This window comes from Paenibacillus sp. sgz302191 (genome assembly GCF_057749925.1).
This window is the reverse complement of the sequence record NZ_JBYLHY010000015.1, coordinates 157283-175405: the sequence shown is the minus strand read 5'-3', so window position 1 is coordinate 175405 and position 18123 is coordinate 157283. Positions and strand designations below refer to the sequence as shown.

Here is an 18123-nt window from a genome sequence, read left to right as displayed (position 1 = left end):
CAACCGGCAATCCCAGAGCGAGACATACACGTCCGAACAGCCGAGCGGCTATACGGACCCGGTGAGCGGCACGGAAGTGAAGTACCTGATCAAGAAAAGCGAGTACATGTACGACGGCGTCAACGAACTGCTGCAGCTCGTCGAGAAAATGAGCGACGAAGCCGGAAAAGCAGTGCTGGAGAAAACGACCAGCTACCTGTACGACAACAACGGCAACGAAATCCGGCAAAAGGTCAGCTACCTCCGTCCGCATAACCGGGACATGCGGCGAGTGACCGGCGGGAACCCGTACGGGGATGAAGTCGAGGGCGACATCAGCAGCCTGATCGAGAAAGTCAGCAATACGTATGACGGATTCAACCGCTTGAAGCAAGTGGAGAGAGTCAAGGCAGGCGAACGGGTAACGGTCGATTACGTCTACGATGGCGACGATCTGCGGACTCGCAAGACGGTACGAAGCTCGAAGGACGGCTACGCGGCGAAAGTGACGAACTACTTGTATGATCGCCAGTATGTTATTCTGGAGACAGACGGGGCTGGTGCAGTCCAAGCCCGCTATGTGCGCGGCATCAACTACATCGCCCGGATCGACGCGGCGGACAAGCTCTCCTACTACCTGTTCAACGGTCATGGTGATGTGGTACAAACCGTATCTGAAAGCGGAGAAGTGGAGAACCAGTACGACTACGATATTTTCGGCAACCCCACATTAACGGTTGAGGCCTACGCAAGCTCGATCCGCTACGCGGGTGAATTCTTCGATGCGGAAGTCGGTCTGTACTACCTGCGTGCGAGATATTATGATCCGTATATAGGGCGGTTTATCTCTCAAGATAGTTACTGGGGTGAGGACAGTAACCCGTTAAGCTTGAATTTGTACACCTACGTCCATAATGACCCTGTCAACTTCTATGATCCTACGGGACACTGGGAACAAAGTGACGTCAACCTATCTGCGAAGGATCAACGCAAAATCAAGTCATTAACGGACTCCTACTATTCAGCAAATAGCGACGCACAGCGGAATCAAATTCATCAAGCAGCGGAAAAGATTCGTTCTGATGCGGCTAAAAACAGCAGATCTAGTAGCAGTAGTAGCAAGGGTGATAGCTTTGCTCGAGCGGTCAATACATCGACCAATAACAGCAAGAATGTCGATTCCAATGGGGATAAGTACCTCACAGCCGATGAATGGAGATCGATTAGCACGGAGTATGATCGGAGATCCAAAGGTAGAGATTCAAATCTGGAAACTGCGAATAAGAATTCTAGCAGTGCTCCTAACTTGAAGCAAATTATTCAGAATAATATGGATCGGGCGGTTCAATCTTCGGATTATAAGATCGGAAGCCGGGCGTATGTAGAAGAGATTTCTCGGATGTCTCAAGAGCAGGGGAATCGTGAAACGTTGAAATTTGTTCAAGAAGACATCAAGAGTCATGCTGACGAATACCAACAAATGCTTACAAGCGGTGGCATTGAGTTTTCCAGATTTAAAGATATGGCAAGTGGGCTTGTCGATGAATTTAATAAGAAAAGCTATTCAGATAGGGTAACCATCCTATCGAATGCAGAACCAGAGGCAAATACAGACGGAAAATTAAGCAATTGGGATTATTTCGTATTAGGAGTTAAGGAAGTTTTCAATAAAGACAATTGGAAAAAAAGCTGGGAAGTCACCGCTGAAGGATTGCCTGCAGGAGCTAAAATATTCGTTAGAGAAGGTGTAATTGGGACAGAAAATTACGATACTTTGACGGATGGCACCTTTGATTCCCAGGATGTACGCGCCCTTGCCGAGGTTGGTATTTTTATCATCGTGAACACGGAAGGTAAGTTAATACGGGTAGGTGAAGCGAGTAAAATACCTGCGTCCAAAATTAAAGATATTAATGATGCTCTTGAAACAAAGGGTGCGGGCAAAGTTGCGGGAAATGCTAAGTTCTCATCTAATTTAGATAGCCATATAATCAATGTTGACCCATCCGTCCCTCGTAGTAGAGGTATCGGAGGTGCCCACAAAAAGGATGAGTTTATGAAAAACACTGTGAATATAGTTAATACAAAACAGCATCCAACAATGTCTGGTGTAGAAACAATAGAATACCAGATACCGTCTATTGACGGTAAAACAGGGGAAGTTACTGGATGGAAGGCAAAAGTATTTGAAAAAACTGTGTATGACCCTAAAGTAATTTCTGACCAAGACTTCATTAAATTTGGTAAAGAGGCTGCAAATAATGCCGCTTCGAACGGCCCACTTGGAAGAGAATGGTCAGGGTATGATAGTAATGGTGTAAAATGGAGAGGCTATACAAATACTAATGGGGAAGTTAATTCATTTTATCCTGATTTTTAAGTTGAGGAGAACATCATATGATGAAAAGAGACTTCAGGCTGTTAGAATCAGACCAATTGAACAGCAGTCATTTTCCAATCACAGCATTTTTTAATGCCATTTCAAATTCAAATTTTAAGGATGTAATGGAACAATTCAGCTTGGGTATTGGGAGAGGTATTAATGCCGCTGTATGTACTTTTCCAGGCGATTTAGACCCAGACGAAGAAATGTTTGATGGTGTCATGTTCTCGCTGCATAATGAAGAAGTCGTTGTAGATTACCAAACATTTTTCCATTATCTTAAGAGGGCTTGCAACGTTTATCTTACCGATTTTCCCGATGATAAGGATACCATCGAGGGATACCTTAATAAGGTTATTGAAAAATATCAAGTAATAGATTGAAAATACTTTTATATCTGCCTTGATTGGCTTTATGCCTTTCAAGGTTTCTTTTTGTCGTGGCAACGCTCACGGCGCAAACAATTGCTTTTGGCGCTTCGCGGCTTCAAAGCGCCAGAAAACCCCGAATGATCAAAGCCTATGCCTCCGGCAACCTTCACAGCCTCGCTACGCTTATGCAGGGATAAACGGCATGCCCCCCTAGTTGATTGCTTGGCAGGGATGGCTTGCAGTCTTTCAAACCGCTGTCGGACAGGCTGGCGCTGTCAGGATCGGTTTGAAAGGCACAAGCTCCCTGCTCTGGTGCAATCAACATCGGGTAAGCCGTTTATGCGCATAAGGCTCAGTGTGAGGCGTTTCGGTTGCCGCCGCGCAGCGGCTTTGATCCTTCGGATCGGTTTTAAAACCTCGTTCGCGCTGCGGCCAAGGACAGACGGCTTTTTACAAACGCGCTTCCCGCAGCGCTTCGCTCCTTCCCCCCTTTTGGGACTGGATACGCTCAAGCCCTGCTGGCTTGATCCTCACCATAGCCCTTATTCACGGCTACACAGGCTTCCTCTGTCGATTTCCATGCTTCATTCATGATGCAAGTGTCAGTCCAAACAACGCTTGGACTGACAGGCATCATGATAGGAAGGGGAATCGGTCGGCGAGGAAGCCGTTTGCCACGAATAAGGGATCGGTGAGGACAGGCAAGCCAGCAGGGCATGAACATGTATCCAGCCCAAAAGCGGAAGAAGCGAAGCCTGGGAAGTTGGGGGTTGTAAAAAGCCGTCTTTGTCCTTGGGAATGCCGCGAACGGGAAGGTTAATCTTGGTTGTTAGGTCACTTGTGTGGTCGCCAATATGTTATAGTTAGAATTTATGGAAACCTAACATCCCGCTTTATGTGATCAGTCGAGGAATCCGAATACTGTTGGATTTTCTTTGGAAATAAATAGATCCAAGGTCCACCAGAGCGAACCCTTGAAGGAGCTTATGCTGCTATCATTATTAGCGCCAAATATTCCGATATCAATGGAGAACTAATTCTATAGAAGTTATGAATGTAGATTAGGAGATGTTATCTTTCAATGTATAATAAACAAATTGAATTAATTTTTGATTCTTTAGTCCAAGGCCAAAGTCCATTTCTTCAAGGAATGGGCTTTGATTTAAAGAAAGACAGGACAACATTTACAAAGAAACATGGGGAGTGCACTCAGGAATTATATTTTATGTTTCGCCATTTAAAGGGCAAAGAAGCAGGATGTGTGGAAGTAAACCCCAGTGTAACTTTTGAAAATGTTGAAAAAGTAGTGGCTGCGCTTAAAGGAGAAAAATTCAAAAAGGGTTGGCCAACCGCTTCCGCAAACATTGGAAACTTACAGTCTAAAAGGGAGTTTATTGAGTGGCCGATTACCTTAACAACAGAGATATCTAATCTTGCCCCAATAATTACGTATTGTATAGAGAATATTGCCAGGAAGTTTTGGGAAGATTTCTCTACGTTAGATTCTCTAATTGAGGGGTATGAAAAATCCGATATAAGACTCATAATAAATGGAAACAGTTATAAGTGGAGACTAATTGCGGCTTATTGTCTAAAAAATGAAGTTAATAAAGCAATTAAAACTTTGGATGATTGGAAGGTAGGAAGACCGTCTGATTCAATGGTAGAGAACTGTAGGTGTAGGATAAACGAATTCGGGAGGATACTATGATTTTTAGAATGGAAAAAGGTATCCGTATCAAAAATGTTAGAAAAAATGACATCGAAAAATATCTATCGAAAATCGATGGTTATTCTAATTCTTTTGCAATAATTGAAAAAGAGGATAGCAGTTACATGCAAGTAGGAGGTGGTCCAACGGTGTTTACAGTTGAGGCAAGAAAGTACTACTCTAGTGACGAGTTTATCCATAAAAAAGCAAAACAAAAGAATAATACAAATATTGAGGAATGCCAAATAAGTATATCTGGTTCGCCTGTTACTATTCTAAAAAATCAAGTCATGAATTTGAAGTCGGTTACCCTTTTGTTCAAATCATTTTTTGAAGGAGAGGACTTCCCATCGAATACAGATTGGGACGATATCACAGCAATGTTTATATAGTTTAGCTAAATATTTTGATTTACTGATCTTCAAGGTATAGAAAAAAGTTATATTCATGCTCCGATCTCAAGTTTTGATGGACTATACTTTCTCAATAATTGAAAGGAATTGCGTGGCGAAGTAGATGTATCTAGACGCCGATTCTTGGAGACGCTCCTCATTGAAGGAGTAAATAGAAGCAAGATCGGTTTGACAGCGAGGCCTCTTCATTGGGAGAGTCAAAAGCGTCAGCCCGTTTATTTGGAAGGCGGTTCGGTGAGCAACTTCGGTTTTCGCCGCGGCAACGCCATCGGGAAGAAGTGGTAGAAGCGGTGCTGACGATTTGAGGAGTGCGATCGTAGTGAAGGTATCTTGGGAATTTACTGATACTAAAGTTACTAGAGACGAGATTATTAATGCGTCCCAATATTGGAATGTCTCATTTCCAGAAGATTATTTGTCTATTGCCTGTGAAAATCATGGTGGTTGGCCTACGCCTAATACCTTTGATTTTGATGATCATGATGAGGCAGTTTTTGGATACTTGTTAAGTTTTAATCCTAGCAGGAGTCATTATATTATCTCAACATTCGAGAATGTCAATGATAGGTTACCTCAAGGAATAGTTCCTATCGCGGATGATCCATTTGGGAATCTAATTTGCTTTGATTTCAGGAAAAACTCGACAAATCCTTCTGTAGTATTTTGGGATCATGAGCTTGCGTTTAGTAATCCTGAGGAAGCGATTAGTTTCATTAGTTGGACTTTTACAGAATTGCTAGACAAGCTGTACGAGTAATAGTTTCTATAAGATCGTCGGTGCAAACGATATATCAAGGAAATTCGGACTAATCGAGAGGAATGATCATTCCATGAAAGCTACTCATAATTGTCGTATTTTGTTTACGTTCTTGTTCATGTTCTTATGCTCATTCCCATTATCCGCATACGCTGCGTCGACTGAGCCGATACGTGTTTATCTCAACGGAGATCAAGTCTTGTTCACACAACTTCCTATGGTGGAGGACGGGAATACACTGGTTCAAATGCGCCCTATTTATGAAAATTTCGGTATCGAGATCGATTGGGACGAAGGGACTCAGACCATAACAAGCACTAAAAATGACTGGAAGATCGTGATGACCGTAAATTCGACGGAAGCAACCGTCAATGGGAAACCGGTAACGCTGCCCATCGCCCCGAGGATCGTGAACGGGACTACTTTCGTTCCACTGCGGTTTGTAGGCGAGAGTGTCGACGGGGACGTTACTTGGGATGAGAAAACGAATCGTGTCGACATCATCAACGATAAAAGTTATTACGTATATCAGGCCGTTATGAAGAATGATATGGAGAAGGCCAAGTATTGGCTGGATCATGGCGGCGGCGCGAATTTTGCCAATAAACACGACGATCTTACGACCCTAAGCTTCGCTATGTACCACAAAAACATAGACATGATCGAGATGCTTTTGAAATCCGGCGCGGACCCGAACAAAAGCGAAACGAACTCCGGCCGTATCAGGCCATTGCTGTCAGCCGTTTTTGGCAAAAATCCGGCAGTTGTTCAGCTGTTGGTCGATTATGGAGCGGATGTTGGCTATTCAACTAGCGAAGGTACCGCTTTGGACACGGCCAGGAGGAATTTGCAGAAAGAGACCGACGCGGCCGACAAACAAAAGCTGGAGCAAATTATAGATATTCTGGAGAAAGCCAAGCAGAAGGATCTTCGGGCATTGTCCGAGCAGACGGTTCTTATACCGTTCAATGGCGGTGAAGATATCAATTATTTTAAAGGAGAGACAGGAACCTGGGGGTACATGGATAATAGCGGCACTGTCGCTATTAAACCGAAGTTCTCATTTGCTCTTCCTTTCTCCGAAGGCCTGGCATTCGCCGCTTCGAAAGATGGCCGTCAATCGGGCTATATCGACAAAACCGGGAAATTCAGGTTTACGTTCGATTTTATCCCTAAGTTAATTCCGGGAGATTTCAAAGAAGGGTTGGCGCCTGTTGGGAAGAATAGGGTATGGGGTTTTATCGACAAGACAGGCACTTTCGTAATTGCCCCCCAATACGACTATGCCTTGTCGTTCTCCGAAGGCCTCGCTGCCGTCGAAAAAGGAGGCAAGTGGGGATTAATTAATCATACGGGCGAAGTAGTGGTTGAACCTAATTATAAATGGATTTTTCCATTTCACGATGGATTGGCGCTTGTGCGCGGCGAACGCAGTGGATTTATGAATACCAGAGGCGAGCTTGTGATCGACTTCCAAGGTTTGGGGATATCCGAATATGGACAATTCTCTGAGGGGATGGCGCCGGTAGCTAAAAATAACAAGATCGGATATATCAACACCAAGGGGCAATTTGTCATTCCCCCTATCTATAATGAGGCATTCCAATTTGGCGAGGGCTTGGCGGCCGCTTTGATCGATGGGAAATACGGTTATGTGGATACATCAGGCCAAATTGTCATTTCGCCTCGGTTTGATTCGGCTTTTCAGTTCCACAATGGGCAGGCTTTTGTCAAACAAAACGGTAAATGGGGTTTCGTTAATGCCAAAGGCGAGATGATCGTACCGCCAACTTTTACTGGCTATGGTACTATTTTCGATGGCATGTTTGGTGGCAAGTATGACGCTTTCTCTGACTTGGCTAACGGTATGGCCTTGCTGCACAAGGGCAGCCAAACTTATTATGTACTGCCGGATGGGAAGCTCATTGAATTTGTTAACAGCAAGTCTAATTAAAATTGACTAATTTCAACTCATATTTTGCCTTACGGGGCCGCCTTGCGACTAATCTTGCAAGGTTTTTTTATGCGTCCGTATAGCTTAAGGAGTGAAAATCCGCTTTTGGCGTTTCTTGGCTCCAATCAAGCAGGGATTTATGGAAAATATTGCGAATGGGTTAGCGATAGTTCAACAGACATTCAAATAGGAGCGTGGGGGAACTTGGATAACAGTTTGAAAGGTGATGCTGTGTGGGATATAAAATAGTATCGCTTAGTTTCCTATTAATAATCATTTTTTTATAGCAAGCTCGTTTTTGCCAAGCAGCGATATGCCTGCTGTTCAAGCGGAAGAACCATGGGAACAAGTGGCGGTTTTTGACAAGTCGTATTGTGATTCTTCTTCCTGTTCTCAGTTGGATTTCCCATTCACGGTCCAGGATACCAAGGAGTACAATTATCGAATCAGGATGACTTCCTTGGCGGGCAGCAATGCCAGAGTAGGATATAACGTATTGTGTGCTAATAGCGGCATATGTGGATTTAATTCCGGCGATAGTTCGCCGACCGGGGCGTTATCAACGCTTAACTTTTCCTTTCCGCTCAAGCGTGTATACAGCTCATGCTACTATGTGAATAACGTATGCAATCTTCTTTATCCGGGAGCCCCTTCAAATTATGCGGGATATCTTCAATTTCAATTATTTGCTACTAGGGCTGCAGGGGTTATTGAGAGGCAGAGCGCCCCTGGGTTTGTATACCCTACTTTGGAAATCGTCTCGCCGACATCCGCACAAATATTAAGCGATGCTGATACTGCTTTTATCCCGTTTGTAAAAGTAGCCGATTCGGACGGGGATCCGCTAAACTCGGCGTATTATATCGATGCGGAGACAATCCCCAGGGATACGAAAGTAATATCGAATACGGCAACGGCGCAAGTGTTAAGCTTTAACGCTTTGAATATAGGAACTTTAACGGAAGGATTGCACACAATGAGATTTACCGTAAACGACGGTTCGCATACGACCTCAAAGTCGGTGAATTTCACGGTCGATAAAACGCCCCCGGTACTAGGAACGGTAACCGTGACTGCAACGGACACAACGATACAAATTGCGGGATCGGCGTCGGATTCGATTTCCGGTTTAAATCCGGAGCCTTACCGGTATTTTTTCGGTCCGAATGGAACCTCGTGGACGGCTTTGTCCTCATATACACAGACCAATCTAATTCCGAATACGGCATATAATGTCAAATTCGAAGCAAGAGATAATGCCCAGCATATTGCGGGCAAGGAACAGACGATTCAGACCAAAGCGCAGGTTCCTTCCCTGACATTAAGTCAAGCGACAGAGACAAGCTTGGATTTTGTGTTTCATGATAGCAATCCCGGTATCACTCCATATCAAATCAAGTCCGGCGGGCAGTATGTCGGCGCCACGGGCGCATTAACCGCATCGCCTGAATGGATTGTGTCTGCAAACAAGAAGATAAGGGTAACAGGGCTGCAGTCGAATACAACATATAGCTTTCAAGCTAAAGCAAAAAATGAAAACGGGGAAGAAACGGCGGATAGTCCGCTTTTTGGCGGAACAACTTTAGCAACCCCTCCTTCCAATATTACAGCTGAATCGTCTCAACGCTGGGTGAAATTAAGTTGGCCGGAAGTAACGGACGTAACAAGTTATGACGTTGAGGCAGACGGTATCGTTACGAACAACGGGAAATCCGCCTCTTTTACCCATAGTAATCTGCCGCCTAATACCCAACATACGTATCGGGTAAGAGCCAATAATGCCGGTGGTCCGGGTAATTGGAGCGCCCTCATCAGCAAGTTCACGCTGCCTGATCCGCCGGCGATTCCGATGGGCGTTCAGGCCACGCCGCTGCAAACGGAAACCACCGTTTCATGGGACAGTGTCGCCCGCGCGGAAAGCTATGACATTGAGGTGGACGGAACCGTAATCGGTAACGGAAGCAAAACGACCTTCATACACAAGGGGCTGCAGCCGCTCACTGACCACACGTACCGGATCAGATCCGCCAATAAAGGCGGCGTCAGCGAGTGGAGTCAGCCGGTGGTGAAGCAAACATTGCCGTATCCCCCTGCGTCGCCGGTACATGTTGCGGCGACCCCTTCGATCCATCAAGTGACGGTAAGCTGGAGCAAATCGGATGGAGCGGATGCCTATGAAGTTGAGGCAGACGGACTGATCATCGATAACGGCAGCAGCACGGCCTATGTTCATCAGGGGCTGGACGCTTTGAGTGGGCACACGTACCGGGTCAGAGCGGTCAATGCCGGCGGCAAGAGTGTGTGGAGCGACCCGGTCAGCGTAACGACACATCCCGAAAAGCCGGAAGTTCCCGCGAATATCATGACGACAGCGGAAGAGAAAGCGATCACCGTGACCTGGTACAAAGTTTCTCATGCGGCCGGGTATGAAGTAGAAATCGACGGGACATCCGTCACGAACGTCACCGACAACCAGTTTGTTCATAGCACTCTGGCGCCTTCCAGCAAGCACACATACCGGGTCAGAGCCAACAATATTAGCGGCAGCAGCGAGTGGAGCAGTCCGGTCACCTTGTCTACATTCCCTGAAGGAAGCGAAGGAAGCCTATCCCTGACCAACATTGTTGCGGTGGTGACGAACAAAGCGATCACATTATCCTGGGACACTGTGGCTCCCGAGGCCAGATACGACATCGAGGTGGACGGCGTGCTTGCCGACAATGGAAGCAATACGATCTACCATCATGGCGGTTTAAAAGCGAGCGAATTCCATACGTACAAGATTCGCTTGAAAAAGGACGATAGTCCGAACCCATGGGTGGCTATATTGTCTTTGTCGACATTGCCCGATCCGCCGGATGCTCCGGTCGGCGTTGAAGCTTTTGCGACCAATAACAGCATTGAGCTACGCTGGCAAAAGATAGCCGGGGCGACAGGCTACGATCTGGAGATCGACGGTCAGACCGTAGACGCAGGAGATAGTCCTACGTATACACATGATAAGCTGACATCGGGAACGGCGCATACGTACCGGTTAAGGGCGAAAAACCAAACAGGAGTAACGGCATGGAGCAACGCGATTGTGAAGAGCACAACGAGCCCGACGTACACAGTCAACGTAACGGAAGGGCAAAGCTTCGATTTGTCGCTGCTTGCTTTCAACGTTCAGGATTTCAGTGAATTGACGTATGTGGTTACGTATGATCCGAATCACCTGGAAGTCGTCGATTTGTACAATTACACGCCGCAGCGGGATGTCATGCAGTCAGGGAAGATTCCGGGCTCCAACCTGACGGTTGCTTATACACCTGGACAAATCACATTCAAGAACAGTCAAAATGTGGTGCCCGGGACTTCATGGTCCGGGGAAATCACGGCGATCTTCCTGAAGGCTAAAGTGAACGGAGAAGCCCAAATCGACGTTGTTGCCAAATAATATGCAGATCATAGCGAGGGTGATGGCGTGAAACGCTTTTTCAACAAATATTATAAATGGATAGCCGGCATTATAGGCGTATCTTTAATTGCCCAGAAACTAATTTTGGAGTTAGATTTGTGCAACTGGAAACAGTCAAATTATAGAGAAGAGCAGCCCGAGATAACTAATGGGTTACTAACTTTTTCCAATGTTCAAGAATACGAGACAGAACCAAAATTATTCGTTCCTGACAGCAATGAAATACTAGAAGTTACAGTTACTTCAACGAAAGAAAACCCTGCTTTAGAGCAAGTAAAGCTAGTACTCACAAGTGAAAATGATGTTATTATTGTTAACTTTGAAACTACAGGAGTTTTTTAGGAAATCGTATAGTAGTTTGTAGGTAGACAACAAGCCCCGGCCCTCGTTTATGGTCTTCTTTTTTTCAAAGAGCTTTACAGACTCGCTTCGGCCAAACATAGAAAAAGCACCTCAAACGAAGGCGTTAATGCCCAAGTTTGAGGTGCTTCCTCAATATCACGAGTATGTTTTGAAGCTATTATACTTCGTTCCTAGCAGGATGTAAACAGAACTGTAAAATTATTTGAAGGTTTTAACCAACCTGAACACCCAAGTTCCGAAAAAATCCCCGCATATTCTGCATGTAAGAGTCCTGAGTAGCGGAAGCTTCCTTAAGAAGATTTTGCATACTGTTCATAAATGCGGAAGCCGAAGTCGTATCAGCTTTGTCAAACCGATTCTTTAACTGTGTGTTATTTAACAGTTCTTCAGTCTGTCCCGTACGTTCCTTGTATTTGTTAATCCATTCGGGGTGTTGAGGGACCTTTCGCGCAAAACTTAACAGTTGGCTCAGTCCATTACCTCCACCTTTGATGTCATTCATGAATGCCGCATATTGTTGAGGATCCGCCTGTTTCATCACTTCCGACAGTTTGACGTAATCCTCAGGAGCACCTAACGGACGATCTGTTGGAGTCGTGTAACTAATATCTCCGCTCTCTGGATCAATGGATCGTGTCAAAGCAATTCTAGCTATCTGGTTCATGGTTTCCAGAAATTCTTTGGCCTTATCGCCCTTCATATAATGGTCAGCAATATACTTGGATTGGGAAACTCCCATCTCTAGCAATACAGCCCGCTGATTCTCATCCGTTACCGTTCCGTCGACGATAAAATTGGATTGAATCATATTGTACACTGCATTGGACACTTCTTCTGGCTGACCTTCCAAAACACGGTTTAATGAATCATTGATCTGTGTTGTACCAAAATACTTGGCAGCCTGTGACACAATAGCTCCTTCCGCCAGTTGTCTGCCGGTCTCACTAATCTCCATAGAGTCTTGAACAACGAATCGGGAGAGTTTTTCTTCATGAAGCTGGGGTGATGGAACTCCTTGCTTGCTTGCCGGATTTATCCGTAAGCTACTAGAGTTAAGAACCGCTTGTTGTGCTCTAAGAGGCCCAAAATTCATCCTATTTCCTCCTGTCATGTTTGTAACAGGCAATCTGAGGCGTATGTATAATGTAAAGTTACCCTGTTTGTATTATATATCGGACAAAGCATATATGGAATGAATATATGCTTTGTCCCAAAAATGAACAAATATTGAAAAAAGCTATACTGTGGTGATTTCTTTATGAGTCGATCCATCACCCGCCATAAATACTATAGGCAAAGTGATATACATTATCTGTGTCTATAATCGAAGTACCTGACACTTGAGCAGTTACCCCTGGAAGATCATAGTAGTGTGTAAAACTGATGGCTCCAGGCAGGTATTCCGCAATACTTCCAGTTGAAGATGGCAGGGAAAGATCTTATGCAAAACTAGACTTGCTCCTGCCTTCGGCGTCTCCCCTCATTCTAATTGTTTTAACCGCAGGCGGGCGGTTTCGTGATCTCTTCGAGAAAAGCCAAGCGGCGAAAAGCTTCCTCAGCGGTTTGCCCGCACATATCCGGCGAAGGCTGGAGGCTGCGGCACACGTCGGGCCGATCGGGATGGCCGAACAGCTTGCAGGCGTTATCGGCTGTAAGCTGGACGCAGCGGGTGCCCGCGGGCTTGCCTTTCGGCATACCGGGTATGGGGGAAGAGATAGAGATGACGATACAGCAGGCGGCACATCCGGTACGACATTCCATCAGGAAATTACCTCCAAAATAAGTTATACTCTTACTATAGCATTAACCGATTAGGAGGATGTGCGATGCCGCTGCTTTGGAACGCTGCCGCTGCGGAAGCGATTGAAAGCTCTGAAATTGACTACATGGTTGATCGGATGACGGCTATCCAAGAGCGGCCGGGGAATCCGATGGGGGTGGAAATCCGCGCTTTCGGCGGCGCGACCGCGTTTTACAGCCAAAAGATGCCTTGGCCGCAGTTCAATACGGTAAAAGGAATAAGCGCCCGCGAAATCGATCTGCTGGACGATATTTTGCAGTTTTATCAGGAGCGGGAGGGGCGGCCTCAATTTGAAATTACGCCTTTAAAAGCGAGCGGCGAACTGTTCGGGGCGCTGTCCGGAAAAGGCTTTTGCCAGTCCGGTTTCCATGCAAGCCTGGCCGGCCTGCCTCATGAGTGCGGACCCTGGGAGGCGACGGCGGGGGTGACGGTTCGTCCGCTGGACAAGCACGAGTTTGATTTGTATGCCGAAATTCATTGCCTGGGGACGGGATTGTCTCCGGACGGCAAAAGTTTTGTGGCGGCAAATAACGGTGTCCTTTTCGAAAGGGAAGGCTGGAAGTTTTTCATCGGACATGTTGGCGGGGAGCCGGCGGGCGTTGGCGTTATGTATATGAAAAGCGGGCTCGCTTCATTGACTTTTGCCGCCACACTTCCGGCGTTCAGAAACAAAGGCGTGCAAAAAGCGCTGATCGAAAGAAGGCTGCATGAGGCTGAGAAGCATCAATGCCGGCTAGTGGCCGGACAAGCGTCGTACGCTTCGGTTAGCTGCAGAAATATGCAGCGGGCAGGCATGCAATTGGCGTATACGAGAGCCACCTGGACGCAGAGGTAGCCGCCTGTGCTTAGATTGGTTCGATATGCTATGATTTTGTATGCATGCTGCCTGATATATTGGATGTTTTTCGGATTTGGAAGAAGTCATGCCGGTTTCAGCGAATATCGGTATAATTTGATTCCTTTCCGGACGATTGGCGACTATTTCTTCAACAGGGAACACTACTCGCTAAAAACATGGATCATCAACATCGTCGGAAACATCGGTGTGTTCGTACCGTTTGGATTGGGCCTGCCTTATTTGTTCCGGTGGCGTTTTGGCAAGTTTATTTCGGTCATGCTGGCCGGGGTATTCGTACTGGAATTGCTGCAGCTCGTTACAAAGCGGGGAAGCTTCGATACGGATGACATTATTTTGAATGCTGCGGGAGCGGGGTTGGGGTATGTCATGTTTGCGATTTTTTTGGGAAAGAGGCAAAAAGTATGGCAACGATAGATGAGTTTTTATCTTTGGATATTCGGGTCGGTACGATCGTGCAAGCGGAGCCTTTTCCGGAAACGCGGAAACCGGCGATTAAGCTAGAAATCGATTTCGGGGAGCTTGGCATCAAACGGTCCTCGGCGCAAATTACGCACAGGTATCGCCCGGAGACGCTAATAGGCCGGCAGGTCGTGGCTGTGGTGAATTTTCCTCCGCGGCGCATCGCCGGATTTCAGTCCGAAGTGCTCGTGCTGGGCGGAACGCCGGAAGAAGGCGACGTCGTGCTCTTGCAGCCCGATGTCCCGGTAGCGAACGGCACGCCGATCGCCTGAGCGCGACGGCTGGGAGCTGAGAGGCGCGCAGGACAAGCATCCTGGTCGGCGAGTCAACCGGGAGAGGAGCCCCTGAAGCCGCAAGACGGTGGCCGCTCCGGGATCCGGCCCGAGACGGCGAAGACGGCGCAGCCGCCCATGAACGGGTTAAGAGGCGCGAAAGCCTGCGAAAGTGCAGGTTTTTTCTGTATAAACGGTTCATTTTGGAGAAAGCCTGCGAAAATGCAGGTTTTTTCCTTGAAAATGAACTTGAGCCTCTGTACGTGACGCAAAACCTGCACAATTGCAGGAATTCGTCGTGAACAGTGCATTGAGGGTGCAAATTCATGTATTTTTGCAGGCTTTTCTTCACACTACCGGGCAGATGTGGCCGCCGGCAGTGAAGATTGGAGCGAAAATAAAGCGCTTTCAAAAATCGCGTTACTAAACTCATCTGATAAAACTCTTCTCAACGTTAAGAAGGAGGCCCGCAAGGATTACGATGGTTTAGGTTCCCCTTGGCAAGTATATAGCGCCGTCATTCATTACCGAAAGGACTGGTTGGATGCGCTGAATCTCCAGTCCCCCAAAACATTGGACGATTGGTACAATGTAATTAAAGCGTTTACTTTAGATGACCCTGATAAAAACGGAAAAAATGACACCTATGGCATTATGCTGGAGAAAAAATACAACCAGGATGTTAGCTCTATGTTGACACGAATTTCCGTTTCCCAAGGAGGACCAGCTAAATGGAAGGTTGAGAAGGGCATCTTTACGCCGGAGTTTATGACTGAACCTTTCTTTGAAACGCTGAAATTATTCAAACGACTGTACAATGAAAAACTGATCAATCAGGATTTCCCTGTCGTCGATACGGCGGAAGTGGATAAAGCTTACGAATCCGGCCGCGCAGGCATTCGTATTTCCGGCGGCAATGCGCAAAGCTGGCAGGATAAAATCGTGAAGGTCGTTCCGAATGCGGTCATCGGAGCCGCTCCCGTGGAAGGGGCGAATGGCCGCCGAGTTCCCGGGGAAAGCGGCAATTCCGGCTTCTTGGCGATTCCTAAATCTTCCGTGAAAACAGAAGCTGAGTTCAGGAAGGTGCTTTCCTTCGTAGACAAGCTGCTTGATCCGCAAATGGCGAATCTAATCGTGAAAGGCATCGAGGGCAAGCACTATGCGGATAAGGGCGAATTTACAGAACCGCTTGACCGCGACGCGGATTTGAAAGAAGTGAAGCCATACCGGGATACGCTCCGCATCGTGGCGAGAGCTACAATATTGCGAAAGCGATGAAGCAGCCGGATCTGTTCCGCAGGAGCCAGGAAATTAGTCAAACAAATGAACAATTTATTGTGCCGAATCCGGCTTTGACGCTTAATTCTGCAACGTTCTCCGAGCGAGGCAAGGAACTGGAACAGATGATAACGGACGCTGAAACCAAGTTCATTATGGGCAAAATCGATGAGGCCGGTTGGAAGGCTGAAATTGAGAAGTGGAAGGCGGCAGGAGGCAATAAAATGATTCAGGAATATCAAGAATCGTATACCCAGAGCCAAAAGAAATAATGCAGATGCAATAAAGGGGGTGATGCCAAAAAGGATACATCCGGTTTTCGATCACACTATGAAAAGGTAAAGGAGAATTTGAAATGAAAAAAAGTACGATAACTGTTGCTTTAGCTTTCTCCATGTTTCTTTCTGTACCGGCAGTATTATTGCAGCCTGCTTCAACCGTTTGGGCTGCGGATGCTTCGGGCACTACGGCAAGCATCTCGGATATTCTGAACAACCAGCAGTCTGATGGCGGGTGGAAGAAGGACTACGCGGAAACAAGCGGCGAATGGGCCAAGTCCACCATTGATAACAAAGCTACCTATACGGAAATCAGAAGATTGGCGAGCGAATTTAAAAAAACCAATAACAGCAAATATTCCGCTGCAGCCATTAAGGGCATCAATTTCCTGCTCAACATGCAGTATGCCAATGGCGGGTGGCCGCAAGTTTACCAAAGCTCCGGTTATCATACACACATTACCTACAATGATGATGCCATGATTAATGTTATGATCCTGCTGGATGAGGTTGCAAATAAAAAAGGAGACTTTTCATTCATTGACAGCACCCTGGCCGGCAAAAGCAAACAAGCTGTCGCTAAGGGAGTAGATTGTATACTGAAAACGCAAGTCGTGACAAACGGTAAATTGACCGCGTGGGGACAACAGCATGACTCCAGTACACTGAAGCCTGCAGGGGCAAGAATCTACGAGGTTCCTTCGCTTAGCGCCAAGGAAAGTGTGCCTATTGTGAAATTCCTGAAAAGCAGAACGTCCACTACGCAAATCGCCGCCGCCATCAAAGCCGCCGAAGACTGGTTCAAAGCGGTCAAAATTACCGGAATCAGTGTCGTCAAGACCGGTAATGATGTCATTGTTAAAAATGATCCTAGCGTAAAAACGCCGATCTGGTCGCGTTTTTACGAGCTTGGCACTAATAAGCCCATATTCGTAGGCCGTGACGGCGTCGTGAAATACAAGCTCAGTGATATTGATCAGGAGAGAAGAACAGGCTATCTGTGGTATGGTATCTGGCCATCAAGTATAATAAAGTAATGAGGGGCAAGGAGCGCTATACTAGGTGAAAATGATTCAGGAGGTCGTCATTATGGATGAATTGCGTTATCCGATCGGATTGTTCGAGCACGAAGGGGATATTTCCGGGGAGCAGCTGCAGCAGTGGCTGGCCGACATCGAGTCGGCTCCGCGCAGACTCGCGGAGGCAGTCGCAGGACTGTCCGATGAGCAGTTGGACACGGTTTACCGGCCCGGAGGCTGGACGGTGCGCCAGGTGGTCCATCACGTCGCGGACAGCCACATCAACAGCTACACCCGTTTCAAGCTGGCTTTAACGGAGGATGAACCGACGATCCGGCCCTACTACGAGGAACGCTGGGCCGAGCTCAGCGACGGCAGATCCGCGCCTGTGGAGCTGTCGCTGTCGCTTCTGGACGCGCTGCACCGCCGCTGGATGCTCCTTTTGCAGTCGCTGCATAGCGAGCAGCTGGCGCGCACGTTCATTCACCCGGCATCCGGCGCCACGATCCGCCTGGATTGGAACATAGGCCTCTATGCATGGCATGGCAACCATCATATCGCCCACATCACCCGCCTGCGCGATCGCATGGGCTGGTAAAACGCACAAAACCGTCGGCAAGCTGCGCTTGCACGACGGTTTTTTCACTTAGCCGGCTCGGCGGCGTGATAAAGCCTGCGAAAGTGCAGGCTTTATCGATTCCAATGCGGCTGAGCGCATGTATTCGCAGGAAATTGCTGCGCAATTTGCAGGAATCCTGCGCAGCAGGTC

17 protein-coding genes are annotated in these 18123 nt (G+C 47.0%); 15 read left to right on the top strand and 2 right to left on the bottom strand.

Annotated elements, in window-relative coordinates; genetic code table 11:
* The 8 genes from AC3G2T_RS22070 to AC3G2T_RS22035 all read left to right on the top strand — a co-directional run.
* Positions 1 to 2359, top strand: a 2359-nt coding sequence (locus AC3G2T_RS22070) for an RHS repeat-associated core domain-containing protein (RefSeq protein WP_488436917.1), incomplete at its 5' end; no start/stop codon positions are given.
* Positions 2360 to 2376: 17 nt separating this feature from the next.
* Positions 2377 to 2745, top strand: a complete 369-nt coding sequence (gene cdiI, locus AC3G2T_RS22065; protein ID WP_488436916.1) for a ribonuclease toxin immunity protein CdiI — start codon at positions 2377 to 2379, stop codon at positions 2743 to 2745.
* Between the two features lie 1069 nt (positions 2746 to 3814).
* Positions 3815 to 4444 carry a hypothetical protein gene (locus tag AC3G2T_RS22060; RefSeq protein WP_488436915.1) on the top strand — a complete coding sequence of 210 codons (630 nt, stop codon included), beginning with the start codon at positions 3815 to 3817 and terminating at the stop codon, positions 4442 to 4444.
* A complete protein-coding gene (locus AC3G2T_RS22055; RefSeq protein ID WP_488436914.1) occupies positions 4441 to 4836 on the top strand; it encodes a hypothetical protein in 396 nt (131 codons plus the stop codon). Before AC3G2T_RS22060 ends, AC3G2T_RS22055 begins: the two co-directional genes overlap by 4 nt.
* Before the next feature lie 340 nt (positions 4837 to 5176).
* Complete coding sequence (locus AC3G2T_RS22050) at positions 5177 to 5614, top strand: SMI1/KNR4 family protein (RefSeq protein ID WP_488436913.1); 438 nt, start codon at positions 5177 to 5179, stop codon at positions 5612 to 5614.
* A gap of 73 nt (positions 5615 to 5687) precedes the next feature.
* Entirely contained in the window at positions 5688 to 7568 is a 1881-nt protein-coding gene (locus tag AC3G2T_RS22045) for a WG repeat-containing protein (protein WP_488436912.1), read from the top strand.
* 976 nt (positions 7569 to 8544) lie between these two features.
* The gene (locus tag AC3G2T_RS22040) at positions 8545 to 11004 is read left to right on the top strand and encodes a fibronectin type III domain-containing protein (RefSeq protein WP_488436911.1); all 2460 of its coding nucleotides are present in this window, start codon (positions 8545 to 8547) and stop codon (positions 11002 to 11004) included.
* Positions 11005 to 11031: 27 nt separating this feature from the next.
* Entirely contained in the window at positions 11032 to 11367 is a 336-nt protein-coding gene (locus AC3G2T_RS22035; protein ID WP_488436910.1) for a hypothetical protein, read from the top strand.
* Between the two features lie 232 nt (positions 11368 to 11599).
* On the opposite strand, the gene AC3G2T_RS22030 is transcribed toward AC3G2T_RS22035, so the two are convergent.
* Together AC3G2T_RS22030 and AC3G2T_RS22025 are read right to left on the bottom strand one after the other, a co-directional pair.
* Entirely contained in the window at positions 11600 to 12481 is an 882-nt protein-coding gene (locus AC3G2T_RS22030; protein WP_474687174.1) for a hypothetical protein, read from the bottom strand.
* Between the two features lie 401 nt (positions 12482 to 12882).
* On the bottom strand, positions 12883 to 13149 hold the full coding sequence (locus AC3G2T_RS22025; RefSeq protein ID WP_488436909.1) for a YkgJ family cysteine cluster protein: 267 nt from the start codon (positions 13147 to 13149) through the stop codon (positions 12883 to 12885).
* A 65-nt stretch (positions 13150 to 13214) separates the two neighbouring features.
* Here AC3G2T_RS22025 and AC3G2T_RS22020 point away from each other — a divergent pair, with 65 nt between their 5' ends.
* The 7 genes from AC3G2T_RS22020 (at position 13215) to AC3G2T_RS21990 (ending at position 17952) form a co-directional block, all read left to right on the top strand.
* Positions 13215 to 14024 (top strand): GNAT family N-acetyltransferase, encoded by an 810-nt coding sequence (locus AC3G2T_RS22020; protein WP_488436908.1) that lies wholly within the window; start codon positions 13215 to 13217, stop codon positions 14022 to 14024.
* A 6-nt stretch (positions 14025 to 14030) separates the two neighbouring features.
* Positions 14031 to 14462 carry a VanZ family protein gene (locus AC3G2T_RS22015; RefSeq protein ID WP_488436907.1) on the top strand — a complete coding sequence of 144 codons (432 nt, stop codon included), beginning with the start codon at positions 14031 to 14033 and terminating at the stop codon, positions 14460 to 14462.
* Complete coding sequence (gene csaA / locus AC3G2T_RS22010) at positions 14450 to 14779, top strand: chaperone CsaA (RefSeq protein ID WP_488436906.1); 330 nt, start codon at positions 14450 to 14452, stop codon at positions 14777 to 14779. The genes AC3G2T_RS22015 and csaA overlap by 13 nt, the downstream gene beginning before the upstream one ends.
* A gap of 690 nt (positions 14780 to 15469) precedes the next feature.
* A complete protein-coding gene (locus AC3G2T_RS22005; RefSeq protein ID WP_488436905.1) occupies positions 15470 to 16057 on the top strand; it encodes a type 2 periplasmic-binding domain-containing protein in 588 nt (195 codons plus the stop codon).
* Positions 16054 to 16329 carry a hypothetical protein gene (locus AC3G2T_RS22000; RefSeq protein WP_488436904.1) on the top strand — a complete coding sequence of 92 codons (276 nt, stop codon included), beginning with the start codon at positions 16054 to 16056 and terminating at the stop codon, positions 16327 to 16329. Before AC3G2T_RS22005 ends, AC3G2T_RS22000 begins: the two co-directional genes overlap by 4 nt.
* 83 nt (positions 16330 to 16412) lie before the next feature.
* Positions 16413 to 17372, top strand: a complete 960-nt coding sequence (gene pelA, locus AC3G2T_RS21995) for a pectate lyase (protein WP_488436903.1) — start codon at positions 16413 to 16415, stop codon at positions 17370 to 17372.
* 52 nt (positions 17373 to 17424) lie between these two features.
* Positions 17425 to 17952: a YfiT family bacillithiol transferase gene (locus tag AC3G2T_RS21990; RefSeq protein WP_488436924.1), complete on the top strand. Its 528-nt coding sequence runs from the start codon at positions 17425 to 17427 to the stop codon at positions 17950 to 17952.
* Positions 17953 to 18123 lie beyond the last annotated feature (171 nt).

Coding starts and splice junctions, on each gene's coding strand:
- cdiI (WP_488436916.1), top strand. CDS start 2,377: ATGATGAAAAGAGACTTCAGGCTGTTAGAATCAGACCAATTGAACAGC.
- AC3G2T_RS22060 (WP_488436915.1), top strand. CDS start 3,815: ATGTATAATAAACAAATTGAATTAATTTTTGATTCTTTAGTCCAAGGC.
- AC3G2T_RS22055 (WP_488436914.1), top strand. CDS start 4,441: ATGATTTTTAGAATGGAAAAAGGTATCCGTATCAAAAATGTTAGAAAA.
- AC3G2T_RS22045 (WP_488436912.1), top strand. CDS start 5,688: ATGAAAGCTACTCATAATTGTCGTATTTTGTTTACGTTCTTGTTCATG.
- AC3G2T_RS22040 (WP_488436911.1), top strand. CDS start 8,545: ATGAGATTTACCGTAAACGACGGTTCGCATACGACCTCAAAGTCGGTG.
- AC3G2T_RS22030 (WP_474687174.1), bottom strand. CDS start 12,481: ATGAATTTTGGGCCTCTTAGAGCACAACAAGCGGTTCTTAACTCTAGT.
- AC3G2T_RS22025 (WP_488436909.1), bottom strand. CDS start 13,149: ATGGAATGTCGTACCGGATGTGCCGCCTGCTGTATCGTCATCTCTATC.
- AC3G2T_RS22020 (WP_488436908.1), top strand. CDS start 13,215: ATGCCGCTGCTTTGGAACGCTGCCGCTGCGGAAGCGATTGAAAGCTCT.
- csaA (WP_488436906.1), top strand. CDS start 14,450: ATGGCAACGATAGATGAGTTTTTATCTTTGGATATTCGGGTCGGTACG.
- AC3G2T_RS22005 (WP_488436905.1), top strand. CDS start 15,470: ATGTTGACACGAATTTCCGTTTCCCAAGGAGGACCAGCTAAATGGAAG.
- AC3G2T_RS22000 (WP_488436904.1), top strand. CDS start 16,054: ATGAAGCAGCCGGATCTGTTCCGCAGGAGCCAGGAAATTAGTCAAACA.
- pelA (WP_488436903.1), top strand. CDS start 16,413: ATGAAAAAAAGTACGATAACTGTTGCTTTAGCTTTCTCCATGTTTCTT.
- AC3G2T_RS21990 (WP_488436924.1), top strand. CDS start 17,425: ATGGATGAATTGCGTTATCCGATCGGATTGTTCGAGCACGAAGGGGAT.